This is a genomic window from Pseudomonas sp. GM102, from assembly GCF_000282555.1.
Lineage (GTDB): Bacteria > Pseudomonadota > Gammaproteobacteria > Pseudomonadales > Pseudomonadaceae > Aquipseudomonas.
Window position 1 is genome coordinate 1 of sequence record NZ_AKJB01000115.1, and the last position, 14117, is coordinate 14117.

Sequence of the window (14117 nt, forward strand, 5' to 3'; positions counted from 1 at the left end):
CTAGGTTTTCACACAGTCTGCTCCCGGTAAGCCTTTTCTCATTCCTGCGTACGACTCAATCCCCCAACGCTTCCCCCTCACGTCGCGGATCGGCCCCGCCGGCCAACGCCGCTTTCCCTTGCGCATCCTTGACCCGAACAATCGCCTGAGTCCCGCTGGTCATGTCGATCTCGTTCACGCTGTGCCCTTTGTCCTTCAGCGCCTGAATCAGCGCCGGGCTGAACTGGCCTTGTTCCAGCTCTGTCGGGCCGTTGCGGCTGCCGAAGTTGGGGAGGTTGATGGCCGCTTGCGGATCGAGGTTCCAGTCGAGCAGAGCGATAGTGGATTTGGCGACGTATTCGATGATCTGCGAGCCGCCAGGGGAGCCGACGGTGGCCAGGAACTCGCCGCTCTGGCGGTCGAAGATCAGCGTTGGCGCCATGGATGAACGCGGGCGTTTACCCGGTTCGACGCGGTTGGCGACTTTCTGTCCGTTCTCTTCGGGGATGAACGAGAAATCGGTCATCTGGTTGTTGAGCAGGAAACCCTGGACCATCAGGTGCGAGCCAAACGCTGCTTCCACAGTGGTGGTCATGGACACTGCGCCGCCTTCGTCATCGACCGCCACCACTTGCGAGGTAGAGATGCGCAGTGGCGAGCGGTCCGGCGCATAAGCAACCTGAATCCCCGGCGGGGTGCCGGGGTTGGCCTGACCCATGCTGCGGTCACCAATCAGCGCGGCGCGGCTGGCAAGATAAGTCGGGTCGATCAGACCTTTTACCGGCACGGGTATGAAGTCGGTGTCGGCGACATACTGCGCTCGGTCGGCGTAAGCCAGGCGCTCGGCTTCGGCGATCAGGTGCACAGCTTCTGGGGCTGGTTCTATGCCCGCCGGTTTGCTGGTCTTGATTGGTTTGAGTGGTGCCAGGGCAAAGCGCGGGTCGCGGGATTCCAGCGCCTGCAAGGTGCCAAGAATTTGCGCCACGGCGATCCCGCCCGACGACGGTGGCGGCATGCCGCAGACCTGCCAGCGTTTGTAGTCGGTGCACAGCGGCGCGCGTTCCTTGGCCTTGTAGCCTTGAAGATCGTTTAGCGACAGGCTGCCGGGGTTGGCGTGGGCCTGAACCTTGGCGACGATCTCACTTGCGATCGGGCCTTTATACAGTGCATCTGGACCTTCCTTGGCGATGCGCTTGAACACTGCGGCGAGTGCCGGGTTCTTCAGCGGCGTACCGACGGCTTTCGGGCTGCCATCGGCATTCAGGAAGTAGGCGGCCATGTCCGGTGAGCGCGGTATGAACGTATCTGCCGCGATTAACTGATGCAGTCGTGGCGAGATGGCGAAGCCTTGTTCCGCGAGTTTGATGGCGGGTTCGAACAGCTTCGCCCACGGCAGGCGACCGTGCTTCTGATGCGCCAGTTCCAACGCCCGCAACACACCCGGCGTACCCACTGAACGCCCGCCGATCTGCGCTTGGGTGAACGGCATCGGTTTGCCGTCGGCTTGCAGGAACAGTTTCTCGCTGGCGCCGGCCGGAGCGGTTTCGCGACCGTCGTAGGTGCGTACAGCCTTGCCATCCCACAGCACAATCAACGCGCCACCGCCGATACCCGACGATTGCGGCTCGACCAGCGTCAACACCGCTTGCATGGCAATGGCCGCATCAATCGCCGAGCCGCCCTCACGCAGCATCTCTCGTCCGGCTTCGGCTGCCAGCGGGTTGGCGGCGGCGGCCATGTGTTTCGAGGCGTGCCGGGTCTGCAGGTCGGTGCGATAACCAGAGGCGATTTCTGGCGCGACCGGCAGGGTCGAGACTGACGGTGAAGAGGGCGGGGCATTACAGGCGGTGAGGGTTAAAACGCTGGCAATCAGCGAAAGGGCTGCCAGGCGAGAGAGGCTCAAGTGGAAGGCTGAGAACACGCGGGGCACTCCGTCCATGGGATAAAGGTCTGAGGACTTTATCGGCCGAGGGAACGGTACGCAAATCAGGGATGGAGGCCGCGACTTTTCTCAAGGCATAAAAAAACGGCCTACCTTTCGGTAAGCCGTTTTTAGTACTTGGTGGCTACACAGGGACTTGAACCCCGGACCCCAGCATTATGAATGCTATGCTCTAACCAACTGAGCTATGTAGCCAAGTGGCGCGCATTATTCACCTGGAACGAAGATGCGTCAAGCGTAAATTTAAAATATTTCTCCACACTTTCAACCGCTTATCCCGCTGACCCGAAAATTCGGGCCAGGGGAGGGCGTCAACCGAGCTGAAATCTCCCGGTATTCGCGCTCAAGGCCATGCTGCCCTGGCTCAAGGTGTCTGCAGCCAGGTTCACCGCCCGTGCACCTTCAAGCAAGCGTACCGCAGCCTGATCGACTTGCTGGATGTTGCCGCTGACTTCATCGGCAGTGCTCGCTTGCTCTTCGACAGCGGTGGCGATCTGCGCCAGGGTGTCGGTGACACTCTGCACCGCGCTGGCGATTTCCCCCAGTCGCTCGCCGAGACCGGTGACGGCTTGCGCGTCCGTTTGGGCCTGCCCGCAGGCGGCTTCCATCAGGCTTACGGCTTCGTTGACGGTGCTGCGCAGGCTGTCGACGGTGCCGGCGATTTGCGCAGTGGAGGACTGGGTGCGTTGCGACAGGCTGCGCACTTCATCGGCCACTACGGCAAAACCACGACCTTGCTCGCCGGCCCGTGCGGCCTCGATGGCGGCGTTGAGGGCCAGCAGGTTGGTCTGCTCGGCGACGCCGCGAATGGTATCGACCACCAATTGAATTTGCTGCCCTTGCTCGCTGACCCGGCCCAGTGCCGCTGCGGTGTCGTTCAAACGCTGATTGAGCTGCTGAATACTCGCTGTGGTGCGTTGGCTGTCACGGCTGCTGTCGGCGGCGATGCGCTGGGTGTGCTGCGCGCTGCCTGAGGCCTGTTCGCAACTCTGGGCGACCCCTTGAGAGGTCGCGGCCAGTTGCGTGGCTGCTGCGGCGATCTGGCTGATCTGCAGCTGCTGAGCTTCGACTTCCCCAAGGGCACCACTCGAGTGATGGTTGAGGGTGCGCACCGCGTTGCTCAACTGCAAGGTCTCATGATCGACCCCCAGCAGGCTGTTGCGCAGTTGCACCACTGCGACGTTGAGGGCGGTGCTGATAGCAGCCAGTTCGTCGCGGCCCTGCACCGGTACTTGCAGGCTCAGGTTGCCGTCACGCAACGCTTCGGCCAGTAGCGTGATGCCGCTGGCGCTGCGACGGATCGAGGCCTGCAAACAGATGAACAGGTACAGCGCAGCCAGTAGCAGGCAGCCAAAAACTGTCGCCACCAGGATGAATTGGCGGATGGCCGAGCCGTGGTAATAGTCCAGCCGCTGATCCAGCGAAACCAACGATTGCTGGCGTAGCGAGGCGAGGTCGCCGAGGAGGGCGTCGAGACTGCGTTCAAAGTCTTCCGGCTTGAGGTTGATGCTACCGCCGAAGACGCCCTCATCCAGCACTTTCAAACCGGCGTCCAGGTGTTTGAGGCTGTCGTGGTATTGCCCGGCCCAGGTTTGCAGGGCGCTGGGCAGGCGTGTTTCCAGCAGGCCAGCCGTTTTAACAAGCTGCTCCCGCGCATCGCCGATGCGGCTACGCAAGTCCCGCAGTTGTAGACGGCTTTGCAGAGTGAACTGCCCGGATACTACTGAGGCCTGGCCGACGGCGGCGAGACGCCCGACCCGTTCGATCAGATCCGGTGCATGTTGAGTGGAAATCTGCGTCAGCAGCCAGGTTTCCAGCCATGGCGCGAGGGTCAGGCGATTGTCCATCGCGATTTGTTCGCGCAAGGCTTGCAGAGCACTCAAGGCATTGGTGAAGCGATCGTAACCGTCCGGCCACCAACCGACGCTGCTCAGGCTTTTCGAGTCCAGGCCGGTGAGCGCGGTTTGCAGGGCCTGATAGCGGGTGAGGATTTGGCCCTCGGCGCCTTCGGTTTTCAGGGCATTGCCCAGGTCCGTGGTGGCTTGGGCGACGGCCGGCTGAACCGCGTCGAACGCTGCCATCGCAGCGATGGTTGCGGGCGTCGGCTGGCGATTGGTTTCGGTGGCGCGCCAACGAGCGGCACGGTCACGCTGGGCGGCGAGCAGATTGTCGAGTGCATCGAGGGCGAGCAATTGACGAACCCCGGCGCGTTCGCCGGAGATCAGGTTCAACTTGTCACGATAATCCTGCCCGATCATCCACAGACTGCCCCCCAGTGGCAGGATAAACAGCAGAAACAGCAGCTGAAATTTGCGCGCGAAGCCAAAGCGCCCCAGTAGCCCGATCCCCGGTGATAAAAAAGCCTGCATGCCCCATGACTCCTCTGGACACCACGCATCATTAGCGTGCGTCGAGGTCATTGCGACCGCGACTCGTGCCCTTCTAAAAGGCCTCGAAAGTTCCCCTTGGTCCGCTCTGTAGGCCGACTCTGTAGCGAAACTTCCCATTCTCGGTTCCCTTTGTAAGGGGCCGCGTTGAAGCGGATAAGCAAGGCAAGATTCAGACCATGGCGTTGCGCTATCACCTTCTTTTTTGAAGTCGTTAGCAGGCTAAGGGGATGGCGCACCTGCACCGAAAAATGGCACATTGACCGACCTGCCAGTGCGCACCCATCCGCAGTACGGAAACTCTCATGGCCATCAGCAACGCTCAGTCCGCCGCCACTTCACAAAGCAGTCCGTTGGTCATGCGCATCATCGGCGCGGTGGCGCTGGCGCATTTGATCAACGACCTGATTCAGGCGGTATTGCCGTCGATCTATCCGATGCTCAAGGCCAGCTATGGCCTGACCTTCACCCAGATCGGTCTGATCACCCTGACCTTTCAACTGACGGCCTCGCTGTTGCAGCCATGGGTCGGTTACCACACTGATCGTCATCCCAAACCCTGGCTGTTGCCGGCTGGTACTGTCTGCACATTGATCGGCATTCTGATGATGTCTGTGGTCGGTAGCTTCCCGATGATTCTGCTGGCGGCGGGGTTGATCGGTGTCGGTTCATCGACCTTTCACCCGGAAGCTTCTCGGGTGGCGCGATTGGCTTCGGGTGGGCGGTTCGGCTTGGCACAGTCGACGTTTCAGGTCGGTGGCAATGCGGGCTCGGCTTTCGGGCCATTGCTGGCGGCGGCGATCATCATTCCCTACGGTCAGGGACATGTGGCCTGGTTTGGATTGTTTGCGCTGTTTGCGTTGTTCGTGCTGTATCGGATCAGTCGCTGGTACGCCAACCATCTGAATCTGTTCAAGCTCAAACAAGGTCAGGCAGCGACTCACGGCCTGTCGAAACAACGGGTGATCAGTGCACTGGTAGTGCTCGGGCTTCTGGTGTTTTCCAAGTATTTCTACATGGCCAGCCTTACCAGTTACTTCACCTTCTACCTGATTGAAAAATTCGACTTGTCGGTGGCCAGCTCACAGTTGCACCTGTTTCTGTTTCTCGGTGCGGTAGCGGCGGGGACCTTCTTCGGCGGGCCGATCGGCGACAAGATCGGGCGCAAGGCGGTAATCTGGTTCTCGATCCTTGGCGTCGCACCGTTCACGCTGCTGCTGCCCCATGTGGACCTGTTCTGGACCAGCATCCTCAGCGTGGTGATCGGCTTCATCCTCGCCTCGGCGTTCTCGGCCATTGTGGTGTATGCGCAAGAATTGGTGCCGGGGAATGTCGGGATGATTGCCGGGGTGTTCTTCGGCCTGATGTTCGGTTTCGGCGGGATTGGCGCGGCATTGCTTGGGCATCTGGCGGATATTCACGGCATTGAATACGTGTACTTCCTGTGCTCGTTCTTGCCGCTGCTGGGGGTGTTGGCGATCTTCTTGCCAAGAACCCGAAAAGTCTGAGGCGGACCGGCAAAGTCAGCCGTTTCGATAGATATAGCTATACGCGTTAATCGCTGGTACCCCGCCAAGATGTGCATAAAGCACCTTCGACCCCGCCGGGAAAAACCCCTGGCGGACGAGATCAATGAGGCCTTGCATGGATTTTCCCTCGTAGACCGGGTCCGTCATCATGCCTTCCATGCGAGCGCACAAACGGATGGCTGCATTGGTTTCTTCTGACGGAATGCCATAGGCCGGATAGGCATATTCTTCTTTAAGGACTACATCGTCAGCGGTGATTTCCTGGCCAAGCCCAATAAGCTGCGCCGTATGCTGAGCGATTGCCAATACTTGTGCCCTGGTTTGCTCAGGCGTGGCAGAGGCGTCGATACCAATCACATTGCGCGCACGATCATCCTTGGCGAACCCCACCAGCATGCCCGCATGGGTGGAGCCAGTCACCGTGCAGACGATGATGTAATCAAATTTGATCCCCATGCTGGCTTCTTGCTCGCGTACTTCTTCGGCGAAGCCGACATAGCCCAGGCCTCCATATTTGTGCATGGACGCACCGGCGGGAATAGCATAGGGTTTGCCACCTTTGGCCTTGACGTCCTCCAGCGCCCGCTCCCAGCTCTCGCGGACACCGATATCGAAACCTTCGTCGACGAATTCAATTTCCGCTCCCAGCACGCGGCTCATCAGAATATTCCCAACCCGGTCGTAGACCGCATCCGGGAATGGAACCCAGCTTTCTTGAACGAGACGGCACTTCATACCGAGTTTGGCCGCGACAGCTGCGACCTGGCGCGTGTGGTTCGACTGGACGCCACCGATGGACACCAGCGTGTCTGCCTGCGAGGCAATGGCATCAGGAATGATGTATTCCAGCTTTCGGATCTTGTTGCCGCCAAACGCAAGTCCAGAGTTGCAGTCTTCACGTTTGGCATAGAGTTCGATATTGCCACCGAGACAGGCCGATAGACGATTCAGTTTCTCGATCGGCGTTGGGCCAAACATGAGTGGGTAGCGCTCGAATGTCTCCAGCATGACGGTTCTCTGATCACGGATAAGCCGTTTTTTTAGTCTAGCAGAGCGCCTGTCGCCGGGAGGGTAGATCTGCGGTGAACACACTGCTTGCGAGGAAGGGCCGGTACCCGATGTCGATTTCAACGGGGCAGTTTTCAGTCTGTCGCCGCTTCCAGACCAATAGGGAGTGAGCAGATGGTCGCTCTGATCAACCACCCGCGAGCCCAAGACGCAAAAATCCCCGTATCAGCGAGTGATTACGGGGATTTTCAGTCTATCGAGGTCCGTGTAAATCCACGGTAACCGTTACACGTTGAAACGGAAGTGCATCACGTCGCCGTCTTTAACGATGTAATCCTTGCCTTCCAGGCGCCATTTACCGGCTTCTTTGGTGCCGGCTTCGCCCTTGTACTGAATGAAGTCGTCGTAAGCGATGACTTCGGCGCGGATGAAGCCTTTTTCGAAGTCGGTGTGGATCACGCCAGCGGCTTGTGGTGCGGTGGCACCGACGCGGACGGTCCAGGCGCGGACTTCTTCGACACCGGCGGTGAAGTAGGTCTGCAGGTGCAGCATTTCGTAGCCGGCGCGGATTACGCGATTCAGGCCAGGCTCTTCGAGGCCCAGGGCTTCGAGGAACATGTCTTTCTCTTCACCGTCTTCCAGTTCGGCGATTTCGGCTTCGATCTTGTTGCAGACCGGAACCACCATGGCGCCTTCTTCTTCGGCGATGGCTTTGACGATGTCCAGCAGCGGGTTGTTCTCGAAACCGTCTTCAGCAACGTTGGCGATGTACATGACCGGCTTGGTGGTCAGCAGATGGAAGCCACGAATCACCGCTTTGTCGTCGGCGCCCATGTTCTTCATCAGCGTGCGCGCTGGCTTGCCGAGGGTGAAGTGAGCGATCAACTGCTCCAGCAGGGCTTTTTGGACTACGGCGTCCTTGTCACCACCTTTGGCGTTACGGGCGACTTTCTGCAGTTGCTTTTCGCAGCTGTCGAGGTCGGCGAAGATCAGTTCCAGGTCGATGATCTCGATGTCGCGTTTCGGGTCGACGCTGTTGGAGACGTGAATCACGTTCTCGTCTTCGAAGCAGCGGACCACGTGGGCGATGGCATCGGTCTCGCGGATGTTGGCGAGGAATTTGTTGCCCAGGCCTTCACCTTTCGAGGCGCCGGCAACCAGGCCAGCGATGTCGACGAATTCCATGGTGGTCGGCAGGATGCGCTTTGGATTGACGATGGCTGCCAGGGCTTCCAGACGCGGATCCGGCATCGGCACGATACCGGTGTTCGGCTCGATGGTGCAGAAGGGGAAGTTCTCGGCCGCGATCCCGGATTTGGTCAGGGCGTTGAATAGGGTGGACTTGCCGACGTTAGGCAGGCCGACGATGCCGCAATTGAATCCCATGGTGTTTTCCCCGAGGAGTGAGTCAGGCCTTCTGGCTGTGCAGGTTTTTCATCGCGCGGTTCCATTCACCGGCGAGGATATCCGGCAGCACGCCGAGGGCAAAGTCGATGCTGGCATCGAGTTTTTCCTGTTCGGCGCGTGGCGCACGACCCAGGACGAAATTTGAAACCATACTGGCAACGCCCGGGTGGCCAATGCCAAGCCGCAAGCGGTGAAAGGTATTCTGATTGCCCAGTTGCGCGATGATGTCGCGCAACCCGTTGTGACCGCCATGGCCGCCGCCCTGTTTGAGCTTGGCAACGCCCGGAGGCAGATCGAGTTCGTCATGCGCCACCAGGATTTCTTCAGGCTTGATGCGGAAGAAGCCGGCAAGTGCCGCGACGGCCTGGCCGCTGCGGTTCATGTAGGTGGTGGGAATCAGCAGACGAACATCCTGACCCTGATGCGAATAGCGCCCGGTCAGGCCGAAATATTTGCGATCGGCCACAAGGTTGACACCCTGCGCGTGCGCGATGCGCTCAACAAAAAGGGCCCCTGCGTTATGCCGGGTCTGTTCGTATTCAGCGCCTGGATTTCCCAGGCCAACGATCAGTTTGATGGCAGTCACGATAGGGGCCCTTCCTTGAAGTGATGGATAACATCGCCGCGATCAGGGTGTGCGGCGAAAGTGGACGACAAGTGCTCATTTACCATTATGTAAACTCCGCGTTCTCGCCCGCTTTCTCGCTACGCTCTAGTCCGCGATGTTCCGGTCACTCCGGCGTACAGAGTGAAATTACTCTGCTGCGCCTTCAGTAGCTTCTGGAGCAACACGTGGAGCGTGAACGTTGGCAACAGCCAGGTCGTTACCGTGAGCCAGAGCAACAAACTCAACGCCTTTAGGGGCTTTGAGGTCAGACAGGTGAATGATCGCGCCGACTTCGGCATCAGCCAGGTCAACTTCGATGAATTCAGGCAGGTCTTTCGGCAGGCACGAAACTTCGATTTCAGAAACAACGTGCGAGATTTCGCCGCCTTTCTTGATCGGAGCAGCTTCATTGATGAAGTGCACTGGAACGATAGCGGTCAGTTTCTGGCCGGCAACTACGCGTACGAAGTCAGCGTGCATCACGTGGCCTTTGGCCGGGTGACGCTGCAGAGCTTTGATGATTACGTTTTGCTTGGTACCGCCAACGTTCAGCTCGATGATGTGGCTGTAAGCCGCTTCGTTTTCGAGCAGTTTGGCAACTTCTTTAGCCAGCATGCTGATGGATTCAGGGGCTTTGTCGCCACCGTAAACTACAGCTGGAACCAGGCTTGCGAGACGACGCAGGCGGCGGCTCGCACCTTTCCCCAGGTCGGAACGCACTTCAGCATTCAGAGTAAAATCGTTCATGTTGTATCTCCAAAATAACCACATTCGCCCCAGCGTTTGCGACCAGCGCTTAAAAGGCGATATGGGCAAAAAAGCCCCGCCCCGACAGGAATGCCGGGGCGGGGCGCTTTTCGTCAACGAGATGTAATGAGAAGGGCAGGGCCCTTAACGGAACATCGCGCTGATCGATTCTTCATTGCTGATGCGGCGGACCGCCTCGGCAACTACCGGTGCGATATCCAGTTGACGGATACGCGCACAGGCTTGTGCTGCAGCGGACAGCGGGATGGTATTTGTCACCACCAGCTCGTCCAGCACGGAATTTTCAATGTTTTCGATCGCCCGACCCGACAGCACTGGGTGCGTGCAGTAGGCGAAAACCTTGGCAGCGCCATGCTCTTTCAAGGCCTTGGCCGCGTGGCACAGAGTGCCGGCGGTATCGACCATGTCATCGACCAGAATACAGGTACGCCCTTCGACATCACCGATGATATGCATCACTTCAGAGTGATTGGCTTTCTCACGGCGTTTGTCGATGATCCCGAGGTCCACGCCCAGGGATTTGGCAACAGCCCGTGCACGCACGACGCCACCAATGTCCGGGGACACGATCATCAGGTTTTCGAAGCGCTGATCTTCAATGTCATCCACCAGTACCGGGGAGCCGTAGATGTTATCTACCGGAATATCGAAGAAGCCCTGAATCTGGTCAGCATGCAGATCAACCGTGAGAACACGGTCGATGCCGACTACGGTAAGCATGTCAGCAACGACTTTCGCGCTGATAGCCACACGTGCGGAACGCGGACGGCGATCCTGACGGGCATAACCAAAGTAAGGAATAACAGCAGTGATACGAGTAGCCGAGGAGCGGCGGAAGGCATCAGCCATCACTACCAGTTCCATCAGGTTATCGTTGGTCGGAGCGCAAGTCGGCTGAATAATGAAAACGTCTTTACCGCGAACGTTTTCATTGATCTCGGCAGTAATTTCGCCGTCGGAGAACTTACCGACAGAGATGTCACCGAGAGGGATATGCAGCTGACGTACAACACGCCGAGCCAGATCGGGGTTAGCGTTCCCCGTAAAGACCATCATCTTGGACACGCGCAGTACCTAGAGGCTGAGGGTAACCTGGATGAGTATAGAAAATGGCAGGGGCGGCTGGATTCGAACCAACGCATGGCAGGATCAAAACCTGCTGCCTTACCGCTTGGCGACGCCCCTGTATCTGTTGCAACGATTACCCAGTAATCGATTCCTTTAGAGCAGACTTTGCAGCTTGCGATGCAACATCGAAATGTTGCTTCCTTTTGCTACAAACCCTGTAAGGGTCTCTGTCAGAAGGGCCGAGACTTTATCAGCTTCAGCTTTGCTTGGGAAGCCCCCAAACACACAACTTCCAGTTCCGGTGAGTTTTGCTTCGGTAAATTTACCTAACAAATTCAATGCGTTACGTACATCTGGATAACGCCTTGCTACCACCGGCAAGCAGTCATTTCGACTGTTTCCCTTGGGAACGGGGCGCACTTTAATGGGAGGAGTGTTACGTGTCAACAGTGGATCTGAAAAAATTTCTGCTGTACTTACAGATACTTGCGGCACGAGCACGAGATACCACGGTTCTTCGGGCTCTACAGGGGTGAGTTTTTCCCCCACGCCCTCGGCGAAAGCCGCGTGGCCACGCACGAAAACCGGGACGTCGGCGCCTAGCGTAAGGCCCAGCGCGGCCAGCCGGTCCTCATCCCAACCCAGTTGCCAAAGATGATTGAGGCCCAGCAATGTGGTCGCCGCATTCGAGCTGCCGCCACCGATTCCACCGCCCATGGGCAGGATTTTTTCGATCCAGATGTCGACACCCAGTGAACAACCGGATTGTTCCTGAAGTTTTTTTGCGGCTTTGACAATCAGGTTGCTGTCGTGAGGGACGTCGGCGAATTCGGTGTGCAACCGAATCACACCATCGTCGCGAACGGCGAAGGTGATTTCATCGCCGTAATCGAGGAACTGAAAAATCGTCTGCAACTCGTGGTAGCCATCTTCACGACGACCGAGGATGTGCAGCATCAGGTTGAGCTTGGCGGGCGAGGGCAATGTCAGGCGTGGCGCAGTCATGTTCACTGCCCCAGTTTGCGTGGTTGCCATTCCTTGATCACCAGCGTGACATCAAGGTCGGTGCCGTGCAGTTTGATCCGCTCGGGCAGCCAGTAGCCGTTTTGCTCGGCATAACTGAGGTACTCGACCTGCCAGCCATCCTGTTCGAGATTGGCCAGGCGGCTGTCGATGTCGAGGGTCAGGCGACTTTTGCTGTCTGGGGCCGGGAGCCCGCGAACCCACCATGCCAGATGGGATACCGGCAATTTCCAGCCCAGTTGTTCTTCAACCAGGGCTTCCGGGGTCTGCGCGTCATAGCGGCCCTGATTGGCCACCTCCAGCGAGACTTTGCCAGGGCGACCGGTCAAGCGGGCCGCGCCACGACCCAGCGGGCCGGAGAGACGGATGTCGTAGTAATCCTGGCGTTGCAGCCAGAACAACGTGCCGCTGCCGGAGTCTTTTGGCGCGCGGATGCCGATTTTGCCGTTGATCTGCCAGCCGTCGAGGCCGGTCAGTTGCTGTTTGTGCTCGCGCCATTGGGCCTTGTTGCCTTGACCCTGGACCGATTCGCGGGCAACGAAGCCCGCACAACCGGCGAGCAGGGCGATGAAGCTGAAAACGATGATGTGGCGCAAAAACATAACTTAAAGAGTCTCTGATCCGGTCAGGCGCTTGATGGTGCCGCGCAGGGTAGGGCTGTCGGGTTGTTCCTTGAGGAACTTGCTCCAGATTTGCTTGGCTTCGCGTTGTTTGCCGTTGGCCCACAGGACTTCGCCCAGGTGCGCGGCGACCTCTTGATCGGGGAAACGCTCCAGCGCCTGGCGCAAATACCGCTCGGCTTCATCGAGGTTGCCCAGGCGGAAGTTGACCCATCCGAGGCTGTCGAGGACTGCCGGGTCTTCCGGGTTGATCTGGTGCGCCTGTTCGATCAAGGCCTTGGCTTCGGCGTAGCGTGTGGTGCGGTCGGACAGGGTGTAACCGAGGGCGTTTAACGCCATCGCATTGTTCGGGTCGCGCTTGATGATCAATCGCAGATCTTTTTCCATCTGCGCCAGGTCATTGCGTTTTTCAGCCAGCATGGCCCGGGTATACAGCAGGTTCAGATCGTCCGGGTATTGCTGCAGGGCTTGCTGCAAGACTTTCCAGGCCTTGTCGCCCTGTTTGTTGGCGGACAAGGTTTCGGCTTCGATCAGATACAGCTGGATCGCGTAATCGGGTTGCTCGCCGCGCTCGGCTGCCAGGCGGCTTTGGGCTTCGGCAGTCTTGCCATTGCTCATCAGGATATCGGCCTGACGCAATTGCGCTGGCAGGTAATCGTTGCCCGCGCCGACCTGGGCGTATTCGATCAATGCGCCCTGCGGGTCGTTACGCTCTTCAGCAATGCGCCCCAGGTTCAGGTGTGCCGAGTCGACATGGCTTTCCCGAGCGATCAAATCTTCCAGGTAACCTTTGGCCTCGTCCCACGCCTTGGCTTCCAGGCAGACCAGGGCCAGGGAATAACGCAGTTCGTCGTCTTCGGGGTATTGCTGCACCAGGCTCGAGAACTCGGCCTTGGCATCTTCCATACGGTCCTGTTCAACCAGCATGCGCGCATAGGTCAGGCGCAGGCGTTTGTCGTCCGGGTATTTCTTGATGCTTTTTTGCAGCAGCGGCAGGGCTTCATCGCCACGGTTGAGCCCTTGCAGCAGGCGCGCGCGCAGCAGGATCGGCGCTATTTCGCCCTCGTCCGGCGGGTTGTCTTCAAGCAGGGTAAGGGCACCTTTGGCATCGCCGTCCTGTTGCATCAGCAAGGCCTTACCGAAAATCAGCTGGTTGTTGTGCGGATGGCGCTGCAACAAGCGGTCAAAACCTTTCATCAGGCCGTTGCGCGTGTCCTGGTCGGTATCGGCCGCGGACAGGGCGAGGAAGTCGAAATGCGTGTCGCCTTTGCCTTGCAGGACTTTCTCCATATAGACCATGGAGTCGTCATAACGCCCTGCGCGGGCGAGTTGCACGGCAGCTGCCCGTTGCGCCTCGAGATCGTCCGGGGCGTTTTTGGCCCAGACCAGTGCGGTGTCGAGGGCAGCCTGATCGGCACCCAGATACTCGGCAATGCGAAATGCCCGCTCGGAGACGCCCGGATCCTGGGTATTGATGGCCTGGGTCACGTAGTTGTCCAAGGCAATGTCGTAACGATTGCGCTGGCCAGCGAGTTCGGCGCTCAACAGGCTGAAGACGGTTTCTTCACTGAACGAGCTGTAAACCTTGGGCTTTTCAGGAACCGGAGTGCTGTCTTCGACCGGCGGCGTACCGTCCGACGAAACGGGTGCCAAGGCCTGGCAGCCGCTGAGGAAGACAAAAGCGAGGAGCAACGCGGAAGATCTATTCATATAGGAAAAGGACGACTAACCTGCGGTCGGATCATCATGACACAAGCCTTCGGCCAAACATAACCGCCC

At 58.7% G+C, this 14117-nt stretch carries 11 protein-coding genes and 2 tRNA genes; 1 reads left to right on the forward strand and 12 read right to left on the reverse strand.

Features of this window, described 5'->3' with window-relative positions; translation table 11 throughout:
- Positions 1-55: 55 nt before the first annotated feature.
- The 3 genes from ggt to PMI18_RS04890 form a co-directional block, all read right to left on the reverse strand.
- Positions 56-1900, reverse strand: a complete 1845-nt coding sequence (ggt, locus tag PMI18_RS04900) for a gamma-glutamyltransferase (RefSeq protein ID WP_007905787.1) — start codon at positions 1898-1900, stop codon at positions 56-58.
- Positions 1901-2039: 139 nt separating this feature from the next.
- Positions 2040-2116: transfer RNA gene (locus PMI18_RS04895), tRNA-Met, on the reverse strand.
- Between the two features lie 116 nt (positions 2117-2232).
- Positions 2233-4290: a methyl-accepting chemotaxis protein gene (locus tag PMI18_RS04890; protein WP_007905789.1), complete on the reverse strand. Its 2058-nt coding sequence runs from the start codon at positions 4288-4290 to the stop codon at positions 2233-2235.
- 323 nt (positions 4291-4613) lie between these two features.
- On the opposite strand from PMI18_RS04890, the gene PMI18_RS04885 reads away from it, so the two are divergent.
- The gene (locus tag PMI18_RS04885; RefSeq protein ID WP_007905791.1) at positions 4614-5816 is read left to right on the forward strand and encodes an MFS transporter; all 1203 of its coding nucleotides are present in this window, start codon (positions 4614-4616) and stop codon (positions 5814-5816) included.
- A gap of 15 nt (positions 5817-5831) precedes the next feature.
- Here PMI18_RS04885 and PMI18_RS04880 read toward each other — a convergent pair whose 3' ends face one another.
- The 9 genes from PMI18_RS04880 to PMI18_RS04840 form a co-directional block, all read right to left on the reverse strand.
- The gene (locus tag PMI18_RS04880) at positions 5832-6845 is read right to left on the reverse strand and encodes a 1-aminocyclopropane-1-carboxylate deaminase (RefSeq protein WP_007905793.1); all 1014 of its coding nucleotides are present in this window, start codon (positions 6843-6845) and stop codon (positions 5832-5834) included.
- 285 nt (positions 6846-7130) lie between these two features.
- On the reverse strand, positions 7131-8231 hold the full coding sequence (gene ychF / locus PMI18_RS04875; RefSeq protein ID WP_007905794.1) for a redox-regulated ATPase YchF: 1101 nt from the start codon (positions 8229-8231) through the stop codon (positions 7131-7133).
- Positions 8232-8253: 22 nt separating this feature from the next.
- Entirely contained in the window at positions 8254-8838 is a 585-nt protein-coding gene (pth, locus tag PMI18_RS04870) for an aminoacyl-tRNA hydrolase (protein WP_007905795.1), read from the reverse strand.
- 168 nt (positions 8839-9006) lie between these two features.
- Positions 9007-9606: a 50S ribosomal protein L25/general stress protein Ctc gene (locus PMI18_RS04865; RefSeq protein WP_007905798.1), complete on the reverse strand. Its 600-nt coding sequence runs from the start codon at positions 9604-9606 to the stop codon at positions 9007-9009.
- A gap of 144 nt (positions 9607-9750) precedes the next feature.
- Entirely contained in the window at positions 9751-10692 is a 942-nt protein-coding gene (locus PMI18_RS04860; protein ID WP_003171603.1) for a ribose-phosphate pyrophosphokinase, read from the reverse strand.
- Positions 10693-10737: 45 nt separating this feature from the next.
- Positions 10738-10812: transfer RNA gene (locus tag PMI18_RS04855), tRNA-Gln, on the reverse strand.
- A gap of 36 nt (positions 10813-10848) precedes the next feature.
- Positions 10849-11700, reverse strand: a complete 852-nt coding sequence (gene ispE / locus PMI18_RS04850) for a 4-(cytidine 5'-diphospho)-2-C-methyl-D-erythritol kinase (RefSeq protein WP_007905805.1) — start codon at positions 11698-11700, stop codon at positions 10849-10851.
- A 2-nt stretch (positions 11701-11702) separates the two neighbouring features.
- Positions 11703-12320, reverse strand: a complete 618-nt coding sequence (gene lolB, locus PMI18_RS04845; RefSeq protein ID WP_007905807.1) for a lipoprotein insertase outer membrane protein LolB — start codon at positions 12318-12320, stop codon at positions 11703-11705.
- A gap of 3 nt (positions 12321-12323) precedes the next feature.
- On the reverse strand, positions 12324-14048 hold the full coding sequence (locus PMI18_RS04840; RefSeq protein WP_007905808.1) for a tetratricopeptide repeat protein: 1725 nt from the start codon (positions 14046-14048) through the stop codon (positions 12324-12326).
- Positions 14049-14117 lie beyond the last annotated feature (69 nt).

Excerpts from the sequence above, each read along its gene's own strand:
- PMI18_RS04885 (WP_007905791.1), top strand. The coding sequence starts at position 4,614 with ATGGCCATCAGCAACGCTCAGTCCGCCGCCACTTCACAAAGCAGTCCG.
- ychF (WP_007905794.1), bottom strand. The coding sequence starts at position 8,231 with ATGGGATTCAATTGCGGCATCGTCGGCCTGCCTAACGTCGGCAAGTCC.
- lolB (WP_007905807.1), bottom strand. The coding sequence starts at position 12,320 with ATGTTTTTGCGCCACATCATCGTTTTCAGCTTCATCGCCCTGCTCGCC.
- ispE (WP_007905805.1), bottom strand. The coding sequence starts at position 11,700 with ATGACTGCGCCACGCCTGACATTGCCCTCGCCCGCCAAGCTCAACCTG.
- PMI18_RS04880 (WP_007905793.1), bottom strand. The coding sequence starts at position 6,845 with ATGCTGGAGACATTCGAGCGCTACCCACTCATGTTTGGCCCAACGCCG.
- PMI18_RS04840 (WP_007905808.1), bottom strand. The coding sequence starts at position 14,048 with ATGAATAGATCTTCCGCGTTGCTCCTCGCTTTTGTCTTCCTCAGCGGC.
- PMI18_RS04865 (WP_007905798.1), bottom strand. The coding sequence starts at position 9,606 with ATGAACGATTTTACTCTGAATGCTGAAGTGCGTTCCGACCTGGGGAAA.
- PMI18_RS04890 (WP_007905789.1), bottom strand. The coding sequence starts at position 4,290 with ATGCAGGCTTTTTTATCACCGGGGATCGGGCTACTGGGGCGCTTTGGC.